Here is a 22,568-nt window from a genome sequence, read left to right on the forward strand (position 1 = left end):
CTGGATATACTTAATTGCTATGTCGTTATGTACAAATGTAAGTAAAAGTAGTCTTGTAAAATATAAGTGATGCTTTCGATAAAGAGCTATCTACTAAGTCTTTATGGAAATTAAAGGCTTTTGTCGCTATGTATAGTGCTTAAAATAATATTATTAATTGACAATAAATGAGGTAGTTATACCACATTCTATACATAACTAATCCGTTTGGGGGTGCTTCTTACTCATTATACAATGTAAATAATAAGTGGTATATATTTTTTTTATTATTTATCAAAAAAAAACACATGCTTGAACGTTAGCATCTAGTGTTATAAGCAATCTATTCAAACTTAATTTGGAGAAAAAATGAAAAACACACAAAAAAAATCAGATGTGGCTACTGGCCTGAGCGAATTATTTGAAGACAGCTTAAAAGACATTTATTATGCTGAAAAAGCATTGACAAAAGCTTTGCCAAAAATGGCTAAGAAAGCTACTTCTCAGGAATTAGTAGACGCCATCCAAGAACATCTCACGGTTACTGAAGGCCAAGTAGATCGTTTGGAAAAAGTATTTGAGGTATTAGGATTAAAAGCACAAACCAAGAAATGCGAAGCCATAGAAGGGTTGATTAAGGAAGCAGAGGAAATCATGGAAAGCACGCAGGAAGGCGTAGTGCGTGATGCAGGTATTATTGCTGCAAGTCAGAAAGTAGAACATTACGAAATTGCCACTTATGGCACATTGGTAGCTTTTGCTAATACGCTAGGAGAAAAAGAGGCGGCGGATTTGTTGAGCCAAACCTTAGAAGAAGAAAAAGAAGCCGATAGCGCATTATCTAACATTGCAGAAAGTTCAATCAATATTGAGGCTGCAGAAGAGGTATAAGCCAATTGCAAATGAAGTAAAAAATAACAAGACTCTCTTTGAGCATTGGTATATTATATTATCAATGCTCAAAGAGAGTTCTGTTGTAAGCACTCCAGCATTAATTAATCTGCTGATAATACATGTATTTATAAGTGTCTTATTCGCTAAAAATCTCATCAGATAAAAAAATGGAAAACTCAACTAATAAAAAACAAGCTGACCTTGACAGCAATAAAGAAGATAGTCATAATCAATTCCTGACTACCAACCAGGGTTTAAAAATTAATGACAACCAAAACTCACTGAAAGCTGGAGAACGTGGGCCTTCTTTGTTGGAAGATTTTATACTTCGTGAGAAAATTACTCACTTTGACCATGAAAGAATTCCAGAACGAGTTGTTCACGCAAGGGGAGAAGCAGCACATGGATATTTTCAGGTTTATGAATCCATGGCTCCTTATACCAAAGCTAAGTTCCTACAAGACCCTGCTCAAAAAACGCCTGTATTTGTTCGTTTTTCAACCGTTGCGGGTTCTCGTGGATCAAGCGATTTAGCACGTGATGTCAGAGGGTTTGCTGTTAAATTCTATACCGAAGAAGGAAACTATGATTTGGTAGGAAATAATGTTCCTGTTTTTTTTATTCAGGATGCTATCAAATTCCCTGATTTAATTCATGCTGTTAAGCCTGAACCACACAATGAAATTCCACAGGCAGCTTCTGCACATGATACTTTCTGGGACTTTATCTCATTATTACCCGAAAGTATGCACATGATTATGTGGGTAATGAGCGACCGTGCCCTTCCTAGAAGCCTACGCATGATTGAAGGGTTTGGCGTGCATACCTTTAAATTTATCAATGACCAAGGTAAGGCATCCTTTGTGAAATTTCACTGGAAACCTTTATTGGGAGTTCATTCGGTAAGTTGGGATGAAGCGCAAAAGATTTCAGGAAAAGACCCTGATTTTCACCGTCGTGATTTATGGGAAGCAATTGAAAGTGGCAATTTCCCCGAATGGGAATTTGGTGTTCAAATTGTTCCTGAAGAAGACGAACATAAATTCGAGTTTGATTTGCTAGATCCTACCAAAATAATTCCTGAAGAATTGGTGCCAGTGATGAAAATTGGTAAAATGACGTTGGATAGAAACCCTGATAACTTCTTTGCCGAAACCGAACAAGTAGCTTTTCACCCTGGGCACCTTGTGCCTGGTATTGACTTTACGAATGATCCTCTTTTACAAGGACGTTTGTTTTCGTATACTGATACCCAGCTTACTCGCTTAGGAAGTCCAAATTTTCATGAGATTCCTATTAATCGCCCAATTGCACCGATGCATAATAATCAGCGAGATGGACATATGAGGCAGACAATTAATCAGGGCAAAACAAGCTATGACCCTAACACGATAAGTAGCGGATGCCCTTTTCAAGCTAAAATGAGTGAAGGAGGCTTTACTAGCCATAATGAACGCATTGAAGCTCACAAGATTAGAGGTCGTAGTCAAAGCTTTTTTGACCATTTCAGTCAAGCCACGCTTTTTTTCAATAGTCAGTCTGATTATGAAAAAAATCATATTGTAGATGCTTTGAGCTTCGAATTAGGAAACGTAAAAGCGGAATATATTCGTAAAAGAATGCTCAAGATGCTTTGGTATATAGACAAAGGTTTAGCTGCAAAAGTAGCCTACAATTTAGGAATCTCGATTCCTTCTGCTTTAGAGACGCCTTTAAATCAGAGCTATCCTGCCGATGCCGATGTGGCTTCGTATCAGCCTGTTATCGTAAAGAGCTCATTGGAAAAATCAGCAGCTCTAAGTATGGCATCTACCGTGAAGGATTCTATCCTCACCCGTAAGATAGCCATCCTTGTAGCAGATGGAGTCAGTGAAAACTCACTTAAAACAATGAAGAGCATTTTACAAGCTCAAGGGGCTGTAGTAGAAATAATTGCACCAAAATTAGGAGTCGTTATGACAGAAAATGATCAAGAAATAAAAGTAGATAAGAGCTTTCTAACCGCTGCATCAGTCCTATATGATGCAGTATATGTACCCGGAGGTTCCAATAGCGTGGCCTATTTAGAAGCAGATGCTGATGCGATTCATTTTCTAAATGAAACCTTTAAGCATTGTAAAGCAATTGCGACTGATTCTGCGGCCTTGCCAGTATTAAAGGCTACTTATTTTGGAAGAAAAATTCCTGAAAATTATAAGGATGTGTCTGAGATATTAGAAGGAGTATTTATCAACAATTCGATAGAAGCATTAGCTGGTGATTTTATAAATGCTATTGCACTACATCGTTTTTGGCAACGAGAAAAGAAAGATAAAGTACCAGCTTAAATAGCGCTGGTTTATAAAACTAATAAAACCTCTACCTATTTTTTATGCTAAGTCTACACCTATTAATTTGCCCTTTTTCAATTACTTTTTACGAAAATCAGATGAAAGTAACCCTTAGTTTATACGTATCTCAACAGAAGTTTTGCAACTCTGTCTATAGTTTGCAATACAATTTCTTCAGGAGAACCTTTAAATATTTCTTTAATGCCGATAGATTTGTCTTTCGTTACCAGATGAATAAACATCGTACCAACGGGTTTCTGGGGCGTTTCACTTCCGCCGCTACTGGTAAGCCCCGTAATCGCTACTAGAACATCAGCCTCTATTAAGGATTTTAATCTGTGAGCTAACTCTTTGGTTACTTCAGCCGATTCGGGAGTATATTCTTTAATCATTTCGGCTGGTACACCCAAAATAGTTTCTTTAAGACAAGCATCATAGCAAACTAATCCACCTTTCAGTAATTTACCCGAATCCTCTACCATCGAGAACTCAGCAGCTGCTCTTCCTGCCGTGGCACTTTCAGCAAAAGCAATCGTTAGGCGGTGTGCTACTAAATGTTTGCTACTTTCTGTTACTAGGATAGAAGGCATATAAATTAGTTTTAGATGATTATTCTTTTGTACTTAAGTATTGATGATGACTCCACCATTAGGATGAATAACTTGACCAGTAATATAAGAGCTATCTTCAGACGCTAAAAAAACAAACGCTGTAGCTACTTCCCAAGGCTGTCCTCCCCGTTGCATGGGCGTATCTTTCCCAAAGTCTTCTTTCTTTTGATCTGGAAATGTAGAAGCAACCAACGGCGTCCAGATAGGCCCTGGTGCAACAGCATTTACCCGAATATTTTTATGTGCTAAACTTGCCGACAACGATCTGGTGAAACTTATCAAAGCACCTTTGCTTGAAGCATAGTCAATCAAATGTCCATTACCTTGATAAGCCACCACAGAAGCGGTGATAATAATACAACCACCTTCTTTGAGATGCTTTAGGGCCTCTTGAACCATGTGGAAAGACCCGAAGACATTTATTTTAAACGTTTCTTCCCAATCTTTTGATTTTACTTTAGTAAAATCCTCTTGAGGATGTTGTATACCCGCATTGTTAACTAATATATCTAATTTATTAAAACGTTTGATGACTGCTTGGGTAGCTCGTCTTGGAGTAGATGGGTCTAATAAATCCCCACCTATCAAGAAACATTCCCTTCCTTCATCTTCAATAAGTTCTTTGGTGATATTGGCATCTTTGTTTTCTGAAGGATGATAAAGAATAGCAATATTAGCACCCTCTCTAGCAAAATGGATAGCAATGGCTCTACCAATACCACTATCGCCCCCTGTAATAAAGGCTACTTTGTTCGTCAATTTACCCGACCCTCGATAATTATTTCTGATAAATACCATTTCAGAAGTTTTTTTATTATTGATTCCGGGATTATTGTCTTTAGTTGTTGCTTGCGATTTCATATAAGGATGTATTAATAACTATGGTTTAGTATATGTATGAAAAAATTATACCAGTAAAAAATATAGTGAAGAATAAGTGGTATACTTTTTTAACCTTATCAATAAAATAATAAACACTAGTGATGAAGAAAAATAACTCTTTTTGGAGAAACAATGGGCTATCTTTAGCCTTACTGGGGTGTTTTTTGCTCTTTTGGGGAGGGCAGGCTCTTACAGGATGGCAAGAACATAATCAAGAATTAAACGAACATGGAGCCTATAGCTTAACATTTGGAGCTTATCTTCAAACAGGACATTTTTTATCGGCCACTTTTGAAAATTGGGAAAGCGAGTTTTTCCAGATGATTGTTTACGTATTATTTACGATTTCCCTCCGACAAAAAGGTTCTGCGGAATCCAAAACGTTAGAAGGAGAAGACAGTGAAGATAAAGCGCCAAAAGTTCATCCAAATGCTCCTTGGCCCGTTAAGAAAGGAGGAATATGGTTGAAGTTCTACCAAAATTCCCTTACAATAGCGTATGTTTTATTATTTACTATTTCTTTTTGCTTCCATGCTTATGGAAGTTATGAAGTGTATAGACAACAGCAATTGTTAAGTCACGAAGATGCTATTCCATTCTCAAAGTATGTTATAGGAAGTCGTTTTTGGTTTGAATCATTCCAAAATTGGCAGAGTGAATTTCTTGCGGTTTTATCTATTGTATTTTTGAGTATTTATTTGCGTCAAAAAGGTTCACCAGAGTCTAAACCTGTAGATGCACCTTATGAAAAGACGGGTAAATAATAAAGAGGTAGAAATATTATTTAACATAACAAAAATTATACATCAAAAAAGGTGAGATTGATGTTTATTAAAGTTGGAGTAAAATATCCTGTAAAAATCTGTTTAATGATATAACCGTAATATTTTCTTCTACTTTATACGTTTCATTGATTTTGGCAATATGACTCAATATTTCTTATTATATGAATTACAAGTACGAACATCAAATTTATCTTCTTTATTTATGTAACCTATGTATAGTCTTGGCTATTTTTAATTGTAGCAAATGGTTAGTAGTTTCAACAGTATGTTATCTTGAATAGATTACATACTTAATCTTCTTTGATAATATGCATTAAAACGCATATTTTATAGATAATCAAAAAACATATTGTATATTTATACTAATAAACGCATTATGATGCATAAATGGATAAGCAAACTTTAGGAGAACAAATAAAAAACAGGCGTAAAGTATTGAAGATACGCCAAGAAGACTTAGCAGAAATCTCGGGCGTTGCTTTACGAACAATTGTATCAATTGAACGTGGAGAAGGAAACCCATCTTTAGAAACATTGCTAAAATTGGCAGAAGTATTAGGCATGGAATTACAACTGAATGTAAAATTATGAGAAAGGCAAAGGTTTATTTCAAAGGAACTCCTGCGGGAATTTTAGCAGAAGATAAAAACGGTTTTGTATTTCGATATGAGGATGATTACTTCCAACATTCGACGTTCAGACCTATAAGTATGACTATGCCCAAAAACCAACAAGTTTATCACCATCGTGCTCTTTTTCCAGTTTTCTATAATATGCTACCCGAAGGAGCAAACAAAGAAACACTTTGTCGTTTATTAAAGATTGATGAAAATGATTTTTTCGGATTATTATTGGCAACCGCTCAATATGATACGATAGGAGCTATAACTGTTATTCCTATTTATGAATAATTTAGATTTAAAATATTGCCCCTCTACCCTCAAAGAAGGATTTAAATCCTTCTCTCCGTTGGCGTTAAGACGCCTTTTTAATGGTAGAAAAATAAGTCATTATCTTCCATTTTCTTTAAATTACCCTACCGAAAGTACCTTTAAAATTCAACGAATTTCTATTTCGGGAGTTCAGGAAAAAGTATCTCTCTTGTTGGACAAAAATAAACTTCGATTGGTTGAAGTCAATGAGCATGGAGAGTATATTTTAAAACCCATTCCTAGTAGTCGTTTTAAAGCAGTTGATGAAATTCCTGCGAATGAACACCTGACAATGCAAATAGCCAGACAGGTTTATAAAATAGGAACAGCCGAAAATACGATGATGTTTTTTGCTGATAATCAACCTGCGTATCTGACCAAACGATTTGATTATCATTCAGATGCTACAAAATTGATAGTAGAAGATTTTGCCACATTGGCAGGAAAATCAAGTATTAAAGGCGGAAGCTCAATGAAATATGAGGGTAGTTACGAAGACATGGCGATACTCATAAAAAAATATGTAGTGGCTTATTCAATTGAAATGGAAAAGTTTTTTCGCTTAGTGTTATTTAATTACCTGTTTTCTAATGGGGATGCTCACTTAAAGAATTTTTCATTAATAGAAAGCCTTAATGGAGATATGATTCTAGCTCCAGCTTACGATTTGCTCTGTACTCGTTTACACGTGAATGATGATGATATGGCAACAGCCGACGGTTTATTTTCGGATGATTTTGAGACAGAGTCTTTCAAAGCTAATGCCTTTTATACGTATGATGATTTCATGAATTTCAGTATTAAAATTGGAATAAATGAAAAGAGAGCGAAGCAAATTATCGCTTTTTTTCAAAAAGATTATCCACTTATTCATCAGCTCATTAAACATTCGTTTCTTTCCGAAGAAAGCAAAATAGTTTATACAAATTTATATTTTGATAAATTAAAGCGCTTGAATTATAGATTGCTAGCTACTAAAAATTAGTAGTATTGTTTTAAATTTCAAGATATTTAAGTTATTTACGTATAGTGTTTATCGTTATATAAAAATCTAAAGTAGAGGTTTTTATTATAGTAACAATCGTGTACGCTATGATATGAATAAAATATAAATTTTTTGTTTTATTCCAAGATGATTTTAGCTTATTTTACATCTTTACTAATAAAGGGTTGCCTTTATTGAAGATTCTTATAAACAATAAAAACTATGAAAATTATTCCATTTTGGTTATCTGTTACCATCCTTTTATTAGGGAGTTCATCGCTAAAAGCACAAGATTATTACAAAAATGAACGCAAACATTGGTTGGATGTTGCCCAAAAAACAACGCCTAAATTAGTCGAAACAATCAAACGCCCAATCAGTGTAGTAAAAGTTGAAAAAGATGTTGCTAGTTTTCAAGGGTGGAAAATCGTTAAAACAGGTACAACAGATTCTTTATTTAATAAATCGTTTAAAAAGCAAACTGGTATTATCCTTGATTTTGGCGAACACCTCACTGGTTTTGTCACATTCAAGGTTGAAGATTTTGGAAGAGCTGCTGATGCTCCTATTCGTTTAAAATTTACTTTTGGAGAAGTACCCGCAGAAGTAACAGAACCTTTTGATCCGTACAAAGGGGGATTAAGCAGAGCTTGGTTACAAGATGAGATTATTACTATCTCGGAAGTTCCTAAAGTAATTACCATTCCAAGAAGACTAGCATTTCGTTACGCAAAAATAGAGTTGTTAGGAAGTTCTGTCTATTCAGATTTTAAGGTTTCGGATATTTTTGTGAAAGCTACTACCTCTGTTACTCATAAAGCCGCTCCATTGGCTAGTAGCACACCTGAAATCATTAAGCAAATAGACCAGATAGGCCTAAATACATTGAAAGAATGTATGCAAACTGTGTATGAGGATGGACCAAAAAGAGACCGCCGTTTGTGGATTGGAGATTTGTATTTAGAGTCATTGGCAAATATTTACTCGTTCAAAAATCATGATCTTACCAAGCATTGTTTATATACTCTAGCAGGACTAAGTTATGAAAATGGTGTGGTGCCTTCTAATGTTTTCGAACGACCAACTCTTCATCCACAAATCAATCCATTGTTTGATTATGCATTAATTTATAATGTGGCTGTAAAAGAATATTTACAAGCTACGGGCGATAAACAAACAGCATTAGATTTATGGAAGACAGTAAAGAAGCAAATTGAGATTCCTAAAAAATACATCGGGGAGGATGGCATGATGGATTATCAAAAAGCAGGTAAAGAATGGTGGTTATTTTTTGATTGGCGAAATGGGTTAGATAAACAAGCTAGCTTGCAAGGAGTAGTAATTTGGGCTTATAAAAATACTTATGACTTAGCCAAAATGCTTGGCAAAGAACAAGAAGTAAAGGAACTACCAGCATTGATTGAGAAAATGACAGCAGCTTCTCATAAAAATTTATATGATGTAGATAGAGGTGTTTTTGTGAGTGGTACAGACAAACAAGTGTCCTATTCTTCACAGGCATGGATGGTTTTAAGTGGTGTTGCCTCAAAAGAAGAAGGCAAAAGAGCTTTAGAACAAGTAGCCAAAATGGAAAATGTTGTTAGACCAGGTGCTCCATATTTATATCATTATGTCATAGAAGCAATGATTCAAGTTGGGATGGATAAAGAAGCTAAAGCAGCAATAACAGACTATTGGGGTGATATGGTAAAAAGAGGAGCAGATACTTTCTGGGAAGTATATGACCCTAAAGACGATTTTCTTTCGCCATATAATGCCTATTTAGTAAATAGCTATTGTCATGCTTGGAGCTGTACGCCTGTTTATTTCATTCGGAAATACCCTAAAATCTTCCAACAATGAAAAAGAGAATGATTTTAGGATTCTAATTACTAGAGGTTGAGATAATTATCAGTCATATTTCATAGAATATTTCATGATGGCACTAACAACTAATTCAAAAGTTAGCGGACGAATGATATATTCTATAATGCATGGCGTTAACGTTTTTTCAAAATTTGGCAAGGCCTTCGGAGATGAAATAACGATTGTATTATTAGAAAAAGCTAATTTTTCTAATAATACAATCGCCTCTTGAGGGGGACTTTCAACACTAATAAATAATAAATCCACAGGCTTTTCATGCAGGAATTTCTCTACATTATCAAATGAACCAGACCATTCTCTTTTTAGGAAGGTTATCCTGTCAAGATAGTCTATCAATTGGTTTTCTAAAATAGTATTTTCGTATAGGATTCCGTAGCTGTCCATTCTGTAATTAAAATTTAAAAGAGTAATTTTTCTATCATCTTGTCACGATAGTAATAGTAGTACTTCCTGACTTAAAATGTAAATTGGTATTTGAATAATGATTATTGTTAAGGGTAGAAACAGTTTTTTTTGCAAGATTTAGTTTTGAATTTTTCATAGTTTTTGCTGTTTGAAAGGTTAAATATATTTAATGATGACACTAAATAACATAAACCATCAGCAGCAATGAAAAAAATTAGAGCAACTAGGGACTTACTTAGATAAAGTAGGTATTACTGGAAGATAAACTAGACCAACTCTAGTTGTAACTCGACAAAAAAAGTTTGTTTTTTATTTTCAATTAATAGTTTATACTTGTCTGGGTAAAGTAATTCCAGTCTTTTTTTGACATTAAATAGCCCTATTCCACCTTGTACTTCTTCATGCATGATATGAGTGGGTTTACTATTTTCAACACAAAGGATAACAGTCGATTTTTTTATTCTAAAATCAATTTTCACCCAAGAAGCCTTGCCTGTATTACTCACGCCGTGTTTGAACGCATTTTCTACAAAAGAAATAAAAATCAGTGGGGGAACTTGATAATTACCAAAATCATCATCCATCGTAAGTGTGATATTTACCCTGCTTTGAAAACGAATTCGCTCTAACTCGGTATATTGTTGAATAAATTCTACCTCTCGCTTTAAAGATACTTTTTCGCTTTCCGTTTCATAAAGTGTGTAGCGCATTAGTCCAGACAACCTCACTATAATATTAGCGGCGGTCTCGTCCTTTTCAACGATAAGGGAGTATATGCTATTAAGTACATTAAAAAGGAAATGTGGATTAACTTGCGATTTTAGGAAGTTTAATTCAAGATTAAGGTTATCTCGCTGTAGGGAAATCGTTTTGTTACGAGAAGCAATAATTATTTTTACGAATTTTACAATTAGTGGGGGCAAGATGGGTAATGTTTCATTGTATATATGAATAAAAAATAATTTAGAGAAAAGGATTGAGCCCATTAATCCACCTTCATTAATTGTTTTGGCATATCGTTGATAATAAGGCGAAGTATCAAAATTGTTACTAACGGTTTCAAACATATAATAGGAAATTACCGAATCTAGAAAAAACATAATGCCTATTCCTATTAAAAAAAGAAACCAACTATTCCCTTTCATAACAAGGGGTAGTAACAAATAGGCAATTATATAATAAGCAAACATTGATTTAACAACCAAGAAAAAAGTATGTACTAAGGCTGCTTTAGGATATTCCCATCCAGCAAGATTAAACCCAAAGCTAGAGAGAATAAGGGCAGTGATAGCCCAAAATATTACATGAGTCCAAATACGTGCCGAGGGAGAATAGATTGAAAAATATATTTTTGCCTTGTCTAAAAAACTTTTATTCATCTTGTATAATGGATATAAAATAAACAAGTCGATTTCGTCAATACAAGTTGAGAAAAATAATCTTCTGGCTTGTATTAATAAAATCGACCGTCAAATGTTTTCTTGATAAATACCAAGTTATCATAAACCTTTTGCTAAATCAAGGTTTTACTTTTAAAGTATTCTTTCAGACTCTCCCGATAACTACTCCCAATATCTAGTTTTCTATCGTTGGACATTTCAATCATATTGCCTTCAATACTTTTCATAGCTGCTAACGAAATGATAAAAGAACGATTGATGCGTAAAAATTTTGATTTTGGTAATAGTTGTTCAATACGCGTCATCGTCATGTATATGACGATAAACTTTGTTTTGGTATGTATCTTCAGATAATCCTTCATGCCTTCAATGAAAATAATTTCATGAGGATAAATTTTTACGAGCTTTTTGTCTTGTTTTACTAAAAGGTATGTTTCTTCTTCCGACTCTTCTTTATTGATATCTTTTCCTTCCAAAGAGACAATGGTTTCTTTGGGCTCAGTAGCAATAGGGGCATTGTTTTTCTTATCAATCATCCGTTGTTGAATCTTATTGATTGCCTTCAAGAATCTATCAAATGGAAAAGGTTTTAATAAGAAATCAGCCACATCGTGTTCATAACCTTCTATTGCATGGTAAGAGTAAGCTGTAGTAATAATAATTTGTGGGCGAGTATTGGTAAGTGATTTTAAAAATTCTAGTCCAGTCATTTCTGGCATATTAATGTCTAAAAAAATAATATCTGGCTTTTTTTCATTAATCATCACAAGTGCATCCATTGCTGTAAAACACTTTCCTACACATTGTAAATAGGGGATTCTATTTACAAATTTTTCAATGAGTTCTTGTGCCAAGAGCTCGTCATCAACAATTAAACAGGTTAATAAATTTTGCATAACTATTTATAGAATAATAATCAAATATAACAATAATAGGTGTTAAATGCAAAAAATACTTTATTAATTGAGAATGCGCGTGTCATCTTGTTATCAATTAAAATTTCCTCCAGTAAAACGGCTCAATAAACTTTTTTCATCCAGCATCACTTCTGCTGTTCCGATAAGGTAATATTGAAGTGGTATTTTTTTGCCATTTGTGGTATTCATCCCGTTCGTTAGTTCAACTGATGCCCTATAATTATTATCAATTGCATATGGAACTACGGCGGTTATTTTTCCTTCTAAATAGCCAAATTCATTAACAGGATAAGGGTCTAATTTTATTTGTACCCGTTGCCCTACCTTAATCTGCCCTACTCCTTTTATGGGTAGCGATAGTTGAACACGATAACTAGACATCGCTGGCGTTACTATGATGGTTGACTTATTAGGATTATTGTCAGTAGCCCTTAATATGATCACTCGTCCTGCTACAGTAGATACTTCATAAAATTTTTCATTGGTCTGTACATTGTTTTCAATGAACAAGGTATCCCCTTTTTTAACAATCTGCGAATCAACAACAGTCAATTTATATTCCAAAGGTGGCGTTGCCATCCATGATACTTTTTTAGGTTGTATCGTTGTCGTTATCAGGGCATTTGCCTGAGCAACATCTGGATAACTGACCCAATATGAAGTAAGGATGAATACAAACAGGATTGAGAATAAGACAGTAATACCCCATCTAACAATCCAATGTGGAACAAGACCAATAATTTCTTGAATCTCTTCGCTCCTGAGTTCGAAACTGCTACTTTGCTCTGGCATGGTTAATGAATAGTTTTATGATAAATATTATTGCTATGCTGTTTCTAGGTCTAATTGATTTTTGACTAACTCATAATAATACCCCTTTTGTGAGGCTAGTTGTACATGAGTACCTTTTTCTCTGATTTCGCCATTTTCCATCACAATTATCTGGTCGGCATTTTTTACGGTACTTAGTCTATGAGCAATTACGACGACGGTTCTACCATGAAAGAATTTTTCTAGATTTTCCATGATAATATTTTCATTATTAGCATCTAAGGCACTGGTGGCTTCATCAAAAAATAAATAAGTGGGATTTTTATAGACAGCCCTAGCGATGAAAATACGTTGTTTTTGTCCCCCACTAAGCCCTGAACCAGTACTGCCAATTTTGGTGGTAAAACCCAAAGGAAGTTTGCGTAAATAGTCTTGAATATTAGCCACTCTGACTGCATTTATCAATTTCTTCTCATCAATTTTTTCCCCATCCACTGCAATGTTTCGGGTGATGGTATCTGAAAAAATATAGCCATCTTGCATAACAGTCCCACATTTTTTTCTCCATTCACGTGCCGATAAATCGTTCAAATCATTGCCATTTACTAAGATTTTGCCATCATTAGGGGGATAAAACTTCAATAATAACTTCAACAGGGTAGTCTTTCCACTACCACTTGCGCCAACGATAGCAGTTACTTTCCCCGCTGGAATATGTAAATTAAGGTTTTTGAGAATCAATGGACTTTGCGAACTACCATATCTGAATGAAACATCTTCAAGGGTAATCCCTTTTCGGGCGTTAATCATTCCATTTAGGATTTTGCCTTCGCTAATTTCTTCTATAAAATACGTTTGGTCTTCATAACTATCATCTAGTTCGCTTGAAAACACTTTACCCATTAATTGCTCTTCGTCGGCCTCTTCATCTGGGCGATTATGGATTTCTGCCAATCGGTCCAAACTTATTTGGGCATCCTGAACGCTTCTCATAAATTTAATGATTTGCGTAAGGGGTGCATTCAACTGCCCAATGATATAAGAAATACTCAGCATTACCCCTAGAGTAATATGGTTATTCATCACTTCTGATGCCACCATATATGAGATAATGATATTTTTGAGCTGTGTCAAAAACGTTGAACCTACTTCTTGATACTGTTCAAGGGACAAGCTTTTGATATTGATTTTGAATAGTTTAGCTTGTATTCTTTCCCATTCCCACCTACGTGCTTTTTCGCAGTTATTCAATTTAATTTCCTGCATACCCGTAATCAATTCATAGATACTATTCTGGTTTTCTCTTAAACTCTGAAAGCGTTTATAGTCTAAATCTTTGCGTTTTTCTAAAAAAAGCACTACCCAAATGATTGAAGCAACACTACCTGCCGCAAAGACAACTAATATGGCGGTACTATAAATCCCTAATATTATCGAGAAAATGATTAGGTTGATGAATGAGAATAATGTCTGAAGGGTTGAACCCGTCAAGAAAGACTCTATCCTATGGTGGTCATTAATCCGCTGAGAAATATCTCCCGTATTTTTTGATTCAAAATAACTAATGGGTAATCGCATTAGTTTCAATAAAAAATTGGAAATAATAGACACACTCATGCGAGCATTGATGTGTAACAAAATCCAATTTCGAATCATATCAACCGCCATACCCCCTAGAAAGAGAAGTAGTTGAGAAATTAATATCAGTTTTATAAATTGATGATTTTGTCGCTGAATACCATAATCCACCATACTTTGTGTCAAGAATGGGAAAATCATTGACAGTAAACTGCCGAACAGCATTCCAAGGATAATTTGAACCAAGTATTTTTTGTAGGGAGTCATGTATTGAAACAAGAATTTAAACCCCATCGACTCTTTTTGTTTTTCCTCAGCAGTTTCGTAGAATTGGTTAGTAGGTTCTAATAATAAGCTCACACCTTTATTATCGGAGGTACTCACCCACGATTTCATAAAGTTTTCCTTATCAAGCCACACCAAGCCATGGGCAGGGTCTCCTAATAAAATCCTATCCGAATTATTTTTAGAAAAGGGTAATTTAAAATTAGGGCGTTTCATATCATAAAGTACTACAAAATGCTCTTGATTCCAGTGAAGGATGCAAGGCTTGGGTACTTCGTCAAACAATTGCTCGTAAGAAAGTTTAGCTCCGAGGGTTTTGAAACCAATTTTTTCGGCTGCCTCACTAATTCCTAAGAGACTCACTCCTTGGCGTGTAATAAAAGAGTTGGCTCTCAGGAAATCAAGCGGATAATCAACACCATAATAAGCTGATATCATCTTGAGGCAAGTAGGTCCGCAGTCCATATAGTCGAGCTGACGATAAAATTTATATTTGCTGCTGGCTATCATAAGTTCAAGTTTTTTAAATGTTATTATGCTTTAATTCTTCAAATGACAGATAAGTAAGCTCGTTCTCCTCTACTAATTCACTAGGCAGGTAATCAAGTACTTTGTTCTGAACATGAGTAATCAATTTCATTAAATCCAAACAGTATACTGAAGGGTTATCAAAATCATTATGTTTGCTATAGCGATGAGCGACGAACCCTCCCCCACAAACTTCCACAATCGGACAAGCTTGGCATTTTGAACATAGGTTTTCGTGGCCATTGATATATCTTTGTGCAAGGTCATCCTCCAAAGATTCATCTAACGTATTCGTATGAATGTTATATCCCTTTTTGGTAAAGCCATCACCACAAACTTTAAAAGAGCCTGTTACTTCAATAGAACCATCGGTTTCAATGGTTAAAAATTCGGCTTTTCTATTTCCAATGTATTCAAAGCCCTCATCAATGCCAATGATGATTTTTACGAGTTGTTCAAAAAAGATAATCTGTGGATTATTGGTTTTATCTGTAAACCAATAATCAAAAAGAATAATTAACCAATCTGCATACAGTGTCCTATCGTTTATACCATCCTCGTAGCCCAAAGGAAGTTTTTCATAAGAGCAGTCAGGTAATAAAAAATCGATTAATTGAATCTTATATTCTTTCAAAAAATAAAAGAATTTTTCTGCATCTGACTGAATATTAATGACTGACAAAACCCCTGGTGTCTTCCGAAGATAAGCCGATTCAGAGGCAATTTTAAACCCTTGCATGACTGACCGAAATGAGCCCCCACCATGGTGGTTTAATCTATACTTATCATGGCTCTCTTGATAACCATCAATGCTGATACCTAACTCAATTTTTAGCTCGCTAAATACTTTACACCATTCTTCGGATAATAATATTCCATTGGTTTGAATAGCAAAAAGAAGTTTGGTTTTACTCGGAAGCCTGTCTTTTGCCTGCTCCACAAAGTATCTATAAAACTCCTTTGAAATAAGCATAGGCTCGCCACCATGAAATATAAATTCAAACGACTTTAAATTATTTGTTTCACAATGCAATGCGACTTGCTCAATAACTTTATCAACAGTATCAATACTCATGAATTTAGGTTGACTTTTGAAAGACTCATCTCCCACATTGTACATATAACAATAGGTACAATTCAGGTTGCAACGACTTGCAACCCTCATAATCAACACTTTGCAAATTGATTTCTCTCTCATGACTAACTGATACGTTAATAAAAATTACTATTCTGCTGGTGGAGCTGGTGGTGGTGGCTCTGTAGGGTCTGGGTTTTTACCTCCATATTGGCGAAACCCACCTAAAACATCCTCAGAGATAATCTGATTCTCTTCGGTATTAAAATGCTCTAATGCTTTCTTTTTAGCATCTTTTTCATCTTTTTTGATGAAGAATTTTTTCTTTGCCATGGTATGATATTATTTAACTTGGTGAATAATTTATTTTAAATTATCGAGTAAGATTGCTGCTCTTCCCCAATCAATATCCTTGGATTTATCATCGTACATCGGAGTATATTCTCGGTCTCCACCCCGCACTTGTAGCGACATCTCATCGGTCAAGAACTCAATCGGTTCTGCATTTTTCGGTCTGTTAAGAATCTTCTCTATTAGGTTTCCAACTGTTTGTCTCATAATATTTCCTGTTTAAACGGTTATTTATTAATTGAAAATTCGTTTTTTACTACATATTTTTGAAACCAGTTATTGATTTCTGCATACACTTGAAGAAGGTTCTCTTTACCACGATAACCATGTGATTCATGGGGCAGATTAACATATCTTGTGGTCGCTCCTAGCCCTTTCAAGGCTAAAAAATATCGTTCACTTTGTAGGGTGAATGTCCCTGGATTATTATCAGCATCACCATGAAAAAGCAATAGTGCGTGCTTCATTTTATTGGCATTTTGGAAGGGCGAGATAGTATTATACATCGCAGGACTTTGCCAATAATTGCGTTCCTCTGTCTGAAAACCAAAAGGAGTAAGCGTTCTGTTATAAGCACCACTACAAGCAAAACCTGCTTTGAATAAGTTGGTATGCGTTAATAGATTAGCTGTCATAAAAGCTCCATATGAATGCCCACCAATAGCAACTTTACTGGAGTCTACTACTCCTAAACGTACTCCTTCGTTAATGGCAGCCTTGGCACTTGCCGTAATCTGCTCGATAAAAGTATCGTTTGCTTCTTTGCCTTCTTCGCCTATGATGGGAATTTTCACATTGTCCAATACGGCGTACCCCTGCGTAACAAAATAGATAGGTGAAAGAATGGGTAATCTGACAAATTCATTAGACGAAATATTTTGCTGACTTGCTCCCTCCTTGGATTTATATTCCTCGGGATAAGCCCACATAAGCGTAGGCAGAGGCCCACGTGCAGGCGTATAGTCAGCAGGTAAATAAAGTTCAGCAGTCAAATCTATACCGTCGGAACGTTTATATTTTAATACCTTTTTTTGTACATTTTTAAGCTGTGGATATGGATGTTCAAAGTTGGTTAATGGTGTAATAAAAGATGAATCTGTCGACAAATCTCGGATGTAATAATTAGGGTTTTCAGTAAGGGATTCTCGTCTAGTAAGAAATTGCATTTTGTCTCTATTCAACACAGAAATGGCATATTCATAATGATTTTTATCGCATTGCCATAGTCTTTTGGTTTCACCAGTCGCTAAGTTTACCTGATCAATAAATGGTCTGTTTCCTTCTGGCGTTGCTCCTGCTCCGAAGGTCAACATCTCATCATTGTCTGAGATGGCCATTGTGAATTTGCCAAATTTATTTCGCAGTACTTCTGGATTACCAGGTTGATTATAAATATCTTCCGCAGAAATATCATACAAAAGACGAGGTTCTTTTTTAAGAGATGGATCAATCACTCGACTAATGTATCGACGAGTAGTGTTCCAATATTCCGAGGTCATCGCAAATTTTTCGTTACCCCACGACATATAACTAACCCTGTATTTTGATGTCAACACTTCATCAGGATTACCCTCAAAAGGATAATTCCACGAATACATTTTATCCCTGACATCTGTTACTCGTTTTGGGTCTCCCCCATCCTGCGCTTCCAACCACCACAACGAAGCCTTCACGTCTGGTCGCCAAGCATGACCTCTGGGTAGCTCTGTTACAGCATCATACCCGATAGGAATATTTTCTTGCAAAGGAATATCTGCGATAGTTTTCAAAAAACTGCCGTCTTTCGTAAGCCATATATCTACTTTCTCAGGGAATCTGTACATCGGTAACGTATAAGAGTACGGACGTTGCACTTTTTTGGTCATTAGGCAAGTGCCATCGGGTGATACGCTGATGTTTTTATAAACAGCTACCCTTCCTATTTTCAATATCTTTCCCTTTACTAGGTCTGTCTTAACAATCTGAGATTCACCATAATAATCAAATACTGCTTGGTCGTATGGGCTTTTTAGTAAATCTTGATAAGTACGCGAAGCATTTTTTTGTCCGTTGCTTTCTTGTACCACTGGCCCTTTCACAATGTTCAGTTTTGTCGGTGGGTCCATCCTTGAAGGAACCGTCAGGACCATAATATTTTTGCTGTCATTCAACCACTCATACGGCGAATCAAACACTGAATTAACCGTGATTTTTTCAATCCTGTGAGCATCCAATGTTTGCATATCCACATACCAAAGCTCTACTCCGTCGGGTCTGTTATGGGTAAATGCAAATTTTGTTTCATCAGGTGACCATTTGATATTAGCAATCAATGGATTTTTAGGTAAGTTTTTTACCTCAACTTCTACTTTAGTATCAATAAACAGGATTTTAATCGCCGTTGCAAAGCGAATCCTGCTTGGTGAATTACTTTTGGGATTAATCCTCATCCCAGCCACCCTGATTTCAGGCTCCGCCAATTCTGCAACAGTGGGCAAGGCGTTGTTTTCTAAAATAAGCAAAACGTTCCCCTTAGAGTTTGTTCTAACTGTTGGGGTAATCTTACCTAACAATAAATCTTCAATAGCTTGCGGGGGGTGCTGATATACGCTCTCCTGCCCCATACAAACCATTGTACTAATGATGGTGATAAATATTAAGGTTAACTTTTTCATTGTTCTAACAATTTAGTGATACAATTAGCTATTAATCAATACAGTATGCTGTTTTTTCCGAGCAATCTGGGATTTATAATACTTATCTAAATAATGATAAATTACTAGTTCGTGCAGGCGTTGTTTGGAAATAAACAAGCGATTCAAATACATGTGTATTAGGCTAGGCAACATCTCCTGAAAAGTCATAACACCCGTTTGCGTTGCTTGAATCTCCCTTATTTCTGCTACAATTTTTCTGTTTTCAACAGAGCGTTCTTTAAAAAATGCTATCGCATCCGCTACTCCTTCATCATATTCATTCCCATTCATCAACTGGTTAATTGCTGAAGTTTGAAACCTATATTTATCGTTCAACTGAACATTTAAAGCATTGTTTCCATTAAATTCTTGAAAGAAACCCGCTTGTAGATTCTTGAGTAATTCAGCTTTTTGCGTAAGGCTAAATTCAAAATCATCCAACAGGGCATTTACGCCGTATAACCCAAACAAATAGCGGTATTTTTCTCCTTCATCGCTTCCATCCAATAAATCTATAAAATTGACGATGGCTTGGCTATCATGATAGAAAAGCTGTTCACATTGTTCAATCGTCGTATCTCCGTACCGTTCAATTTCACGCTTATACGTATCAATCTGAATACTGCTTACTATCTTTTGATCGATATATGGCGCTAGTTTTTCATGTAAAAGCGTAAGGACATATTGCCAAAATTGTGCATTTTTGCCATTATGAAATCTCAAACGAAGGTGTTCGTCAGTATCTTTAAATCTGAGAAAAAACCATTTGTCTATTACGCCATCATGCACCAATTCTTCACAAAGCGGTTTAACAATTTTTGTTAAAATTTTCTCTATTGACTTTGTTCCAGTATATATTTTAACATAAAACCATTCGCTTCCCGGCATAAAAACTCTTCGAACGCTACTATCTATACGCCTTGGCGTCATTTCTCTCTTTTTGACATGAAGCGTTTTGAAGGCGAGCAACATTTCGTTAGTATATCTTCCGCTTTGATCTTGAACAAAACAATTGTCAGGACTAGACAGAAACTCACTTAACGTAGCCATTCCTTTCTTTAAAATCTTATGATGCAGAATTTGTAGTGATGTTTCACTCTCAAAATCTATCAAAAGCTCATTATCTCCTTCAGTCAAAACTACGTAGCGAGGAATATTAAGGTCTTTTTGCAGGTTGTTCCAAAAAGTTCTATCAGGCAGATTCTTTCCTGCTAATGCTGGATGCAATGCTGCATATAGTTTCCATTTAGCCTTGCTAACGATTATATTTTTATATTCTACACGCGGTAGAAATGTTTGTTCATTTAATATTCCCCAGTCCCAACTAACAGTACTATTTAGCCCATACCCTTGTAAGTCACATAGAAACTTATAAATCCCTAAACCTCGTGAATAGTTATGTGCCGTAGTAAGGCGTGGAATTACTTCCTTATTCAATTTTTTTGAACGCAAAACTACTTTTCTGCCATAAGGCACTGACACCATCAAATCATCTAATGAAATTTGAAATGGTTTTTCTACAGATGCATTGCCCAAGAACGGAATTTCATATTTCCGAATAGCAGGCCTCATCAAAATATTTCCTATTCTAGCTTCTGGCAGGTGTACAACTTCCGCATAAATGGCATCTGGATTATGTTGTTCTTCGTATTCCAGACACTCTTTTACTTTAGCCGTAATTTTTTCATCCCCATGACAAAAACGAGCAAAAAGATTTCCAGCCGATGGCCCAGAAGCTACAGACATCAAAAACTTGAAATTTCCTGCATCAATTGCCTCTGCTGATGGAGCCAATACAGAACCAAAAGCATAAAAGCTGTCAGGTAGCTTTATACTATCTTTTAGGGCTAAAAAAGGCTCAAAATCCTTGTCAGTAAGCGTTATGGTATTGCTTCCCTCGTGCTTTGCTTGCAAAAATTTGCTAAATTTTATTCTATCAATGTCTTCCCAATTAGTGGTTTGTTCCTTTGCTCTTCCCTGAATTCGTAAATCATCCACCAAGGGTGCATTGTCGGCTTGTCCTCCAAAAACAGCACCATACCCTACCCCAGTTTCGCCATCTAGTGCCAATAACAAAGGGACTTCTTCTTCTTCATAACGGGCATAAAAACGTTTTTTGAAACTTTCTAAATCTGCTCCATTATTTTTTCGAGTCCACAAAAACAACTTCTCCAGGGAACTTGATAGTTGATTCGTTACAGTTTTACCGATTGAATTATTGACAGTTTCGTAAAATAAATCAGTCTGTATTAAATCCTTGCTAGATGTTTTTACAAAATTATCCGAAATAATTCTTTCGATTTCATGGTATTTCGTAACAGAATTATCTTGGACTAATAATAATTTTTTTATTTCCTGAAGATGCTTCGATATTTCCGCTGTGCCTTGTAAAGTGGCCATACGGGCCATCAAAACATCGAAGAATTCATCTCCTGTAGTGGTAGGTTCCAATTCACTTACTAATATTTGAGCATCAATCATATCTTCTACAAAGGCAATTGCTTCATGATAATTTACTTCGCTTGAAACAATGCTTCGTGCTAAATCTGATAATCTAGCCCCACTTTTTGCTTGTTCCAGTATGCTCTCCAAGTATTCCGAAAAAGCTACAGACGTTAGGAAACAAGAACGTTTTTTATGTTGTACTCGACATTCAGCATAACGATAGGCATCAGCCACTTGATAGATACTGCTATTGGTGAAGAACAAAAGTTGATGGCGAATCTCTTCACGATTAACAATCAACTTTGCTACTTCTTCCACATAATTCATGTCTAATCTTGAGCTTTTCCTAAACTTAGCGTTTGCGGCAAACCGAATATCAGTCGAGTCTTGAATATCGCCAATCGTACAACCTGCAAATAAGCCATAGGGCGTACAACGGGTACTCATGCGCACATAATATTTGTAAAGTGACAACAGAATTTTACGAACGTCACTCGGATTTTGATTTACACCATCAAACCATTTTTTGAATTCAGCATAAAAATCTGGCGAGGCAATATAGATGGCTTCTTGCAGAATAGCCTCTGAGAATAACTCACGTAGGTTTTCTTCAAGGGCTTCCTTGCTCCCATGAATAATTTTATCATTGAATTCCATCAATTTATCTACCGACAATAGTGGAGTTCGGAGTAAATAAAAGTCGTGTGCTTCAAAATTCTGCATAATACTGCGCGTTTATAATTTGTTTTTATAAGAAAAATAGGTAACATTACGCTTGAATAATTAAAAGAAAGACGACTCCTGTTATTGGCATTGTCGAGATAGCCGATAACCAACATTCGTTATTCTAAGC

At 35.6% G+C, this 22,568-nt stretch carries 20 protein-coding genes; 7 read left to right on the forward strand and 13 right to left on the reverse strand.

The window, feature by feature from the left end; genetic code table 11:
* The first annotated feature begins 348 nt into the window (after positions 1–348).
* A complete protein-coding gene (locus AC1RNE_RS22705) occupies positions 349–870 on the forward strand; it encodes a YciE/YciF ferroxidase family protein (RefSeq protein WP_492804435.1) in 522 nt (173 codons plus the stop codon).
* A gap of 170 nt (positions 871–1,040) precedes the next feature.
* A complete protein-coding gene (locus AC1RNE_RS22710; protein ID WP_492804436.1) occupies positions 1,041–3,200 on the forward strand; it encodes a catalase in 2,160 nt (719 codons plus the stop codon).
* Positions 3,201–3,319: 119 nt separating this feature from the next.
* Here the strand turns inward: AC1RNE_RS22710 and AC1RNE_RS22715 are convergent, their stop codons facing one another.
* Complete coding sequence (locus AC1RNE_RS22715) at positions 3,320–3,793, reverse strand: CinA family protein (RefSeq protein ID WP_492804438.1); 474 nt, start codon at positions 3,791–3,793, stop codon at positions 3,320–3,322.
* A 33-nt stretch (positions 3,794–3,826) separates the two neighbouring features.
* Entirely contained in the window at positions 3,827–4,675 is an 849-nt protein-coding gene (locus AC1RNE_RS22720; protein ID WP_492804439.1) for an SDR family oxidoreductase, read from the reverse strand.
* 122 nt (positions 4,676–4,797) lie between these two features.
* Between AC1RNE_RS22720 and AC1RNE_RS22725 the strand changes: the two genes are divergently transcribed.
* From AC1RNE_RS22725 to AC1RNE_RS22745, 5 genes are all read left to right on the forward strand, one after another.
* Positions 4,798–5,460, forward strand: coding sequence for a DUF6766 family protein (locus tag AC1RNE_RS22725; RefSeq protein WP_492804440.1), 663 nt, complete (start codon positions 4,798–4,800; stop codon positions 5,458–5,460).
* Between the two features lie 408 nt (positions 5,461–5,868).
* The gene (locus AC1RNE_RS22730) at positions 5,869–6,072 is read left to right on the forward strand and encodes a helix-turn-helix domain-containing protein (protein WP_492804441.1); all 204 of its coding nucleotides are present in this window, start codon (positions 5,869–5,871) and stop codon (positions 6,070–6,072) included.
* Complete coding sequence (locus tag AC1RNE_RS22735; RefSeq protein ID WP_492804443.1) at positions 6,069–6,392, forward strand: HipA N-terminal domain-containing protein; 324 nt, start codon at positions 6,069–6,071, stop codon at positions 6,390–6,392. The genes AC1RNE_RS22730 and AC1RNE_RS22735 overlap by 4 nt, the downstream gene beginning before the upstream one ends.
* The gene (locus AC1RNE_RS22740) at positions 6,385–7,398 is read left to right on the forward strand and encodes a type II toxin-antitoxin system HipA family toxin (RefSeq protein ID WP_492804445.1); all 1,014 of its coding nucleotides are present in this window, start codon (positions 6,385–6,387) and stop codon (positions 7,396–7,398) included. The genes AC1RNE_RS22735 and AC1RNE_RS22740 overlap by 8 nt, the downstream gene beginning before the upstream one ends.
* Positions 7,399–7,620: 222 nt before the next feature.
* Positions 7,621–9,261 (forward strand): alpha-L-rhamnosidase-related protein, encoded by a 1,641-nt coding sequence (locus AC1RNE_RS22745; RefSeq protein ID WP_492804447.1) that lies wholly within the window; start codon positions 7,621–7,623, stop codon positions 9,259–9,261.
* A gap of 48 nt (positions 9,262–9,309) precedes the next feature.
* Here the strand turns inward: AC1RNE_RS22745 and AC1RNE_RS22750 are convergent, their stop codons facing one another.
* The 11 genes from AC1RNE_RS22750 to AC1RNE_RS22800 form a co-directional block, all read right to left on the reverse strand.
* Positions 9,310–9,669: a response regulator gene (locus AC1RNE_RS22750; protein WP_492804448.1), complete on the reverse strand. Its 360-nt coding sequence runs from the start codon at positions 9,667–9,669 to the stop codon at positions 9,310–9,312.
* 34 nt (positions 9,670–9,703) lie between these two features.
* Positions 9,704–9,826: a hypothetical protein gene (locus tag AC1RNE_RS22755; RefSeq protein ID WP_492804449.1), complete on the reverse strand. Its 123-nt coding sequence runs from the start codon at positions 9,824–9,826 to the stop codon at positions 9,704–9,706.
* Positions 9,827–9,956: 130 nt separating this feature from the next.
* A complete protein-coding gene (locus tag AC1RNE_RS22760; protein ID WP_492804450.1) occupies positions 9,957–11,069 on the reverse strand; it encodes a sensor histidine kinase in 1,113 nt (370 codons plus the stop codon).
* 134 nt (positions 11,070–11,203) lie between these two features.
* The gene (locus AC1RNE_RS22765; RefSeq protein ID WP_492804452.1) at positions 11,204–11,986 is read right to left on the reverse strand and encodes a LytR/AlgR family response regulator transcription factor; all 783 of its coding nucleotides are present in this window, start codon (positions 11,984–11,986) and stop codon (positions 11,204–11,206) included.
* A gap of 93 nt (positions 11,987–12,079) precedes the next feature.
* Positions 12,080–12,799: a hypothetical protein gene (locus AC1RNE_RS22770; RefSeq protein WP_492804454.1), complete on the reverse strand. Its 720-nt coding sequence runs from the start codon at positions 12,797–12,799 to the stop codon at positions 12,080–12,082.
* 33 nt (positions 12,800–12,832) lie between these two features.
* Positions 12,833–15,151: a peptidase domain-containing ABC transporter gene (locus AC1RNE_RS22775; RefSeq protein WP_492804456.1), complete on the reverse strand. Its 2,319-nt coding sequence runs from the start codon at positions 15,149–15,151 to the stop codon at positions 12,833–12,835.
* Positions 15,152–15,164: 13 nt separating this feature from the next.
* On the reverse strand, positions 15,165–16,367 hold the full coding sequence (locus AC1RNE_RS22780) for a radical SAM protein (protein ID WP_492804458.1): 1,203 nt from the start codon (positions 16,365–16,367) through the stop codon (positions 15,165–15,167).
* 27 nt (positions 16,368–16,394) lie between these two features.
* Positions 16,395–16,577 (reverse strand): hypothetical protein, encoded by a 183-nt coding sequence (locus AC1RNE_RS22785; protein WP_323248690.1) that lies wholly within the window; start codon positions 16,575–16,577, stop codon positions 16,395–16,397.
* A 30-nt stretch (positions 16,578–16,607) separates the two neighbouring features.
* Positions 16,608–16,802 (reverse strand): hypothetical protein, encoded by a 195-nt coding sequence (locus tag AC1RNE_RS22790; protein WP_323248688.1) that lies wholly within the window; start codon positions 16,800–16,802, stop codon positions 16,608–16,610.
* Positions 16,803–16,822: 20 nt separating this feature from the next.
* The gene (locus AC1RNE_RS22795) at positions 16,823–19,249 is read right to left on the reverse strand and encodes an alpha/beta hydrolase family protein (protein WP_492804461.1); all 2,427 of its coding nucleotides are present in this window, start codon (positions 19,247–19,249) and stop codon (positions 16,823–16,825) included.
* A gap of 24 nt (positions 19,250–19,273) precedes the next feature.
* The gene (locus AC1RNE_RS22800; protein WP_492804463.1) at positions 19,274–22,438 is read right to left on the reverse strand and encodes a lantibiotic dehydratase; all 3,165 of its coding nucleotides are present in this window, start codon (positions 22,436–22,438) and stop codon (positions 19,274–19,276) included.
* Positions 22,439–22,568: the final 130 nt, after the last annotated feature.

It is taken from the genome of Arcicella sp. GW822-FHT02H01, from assembly GCF_058802005.1.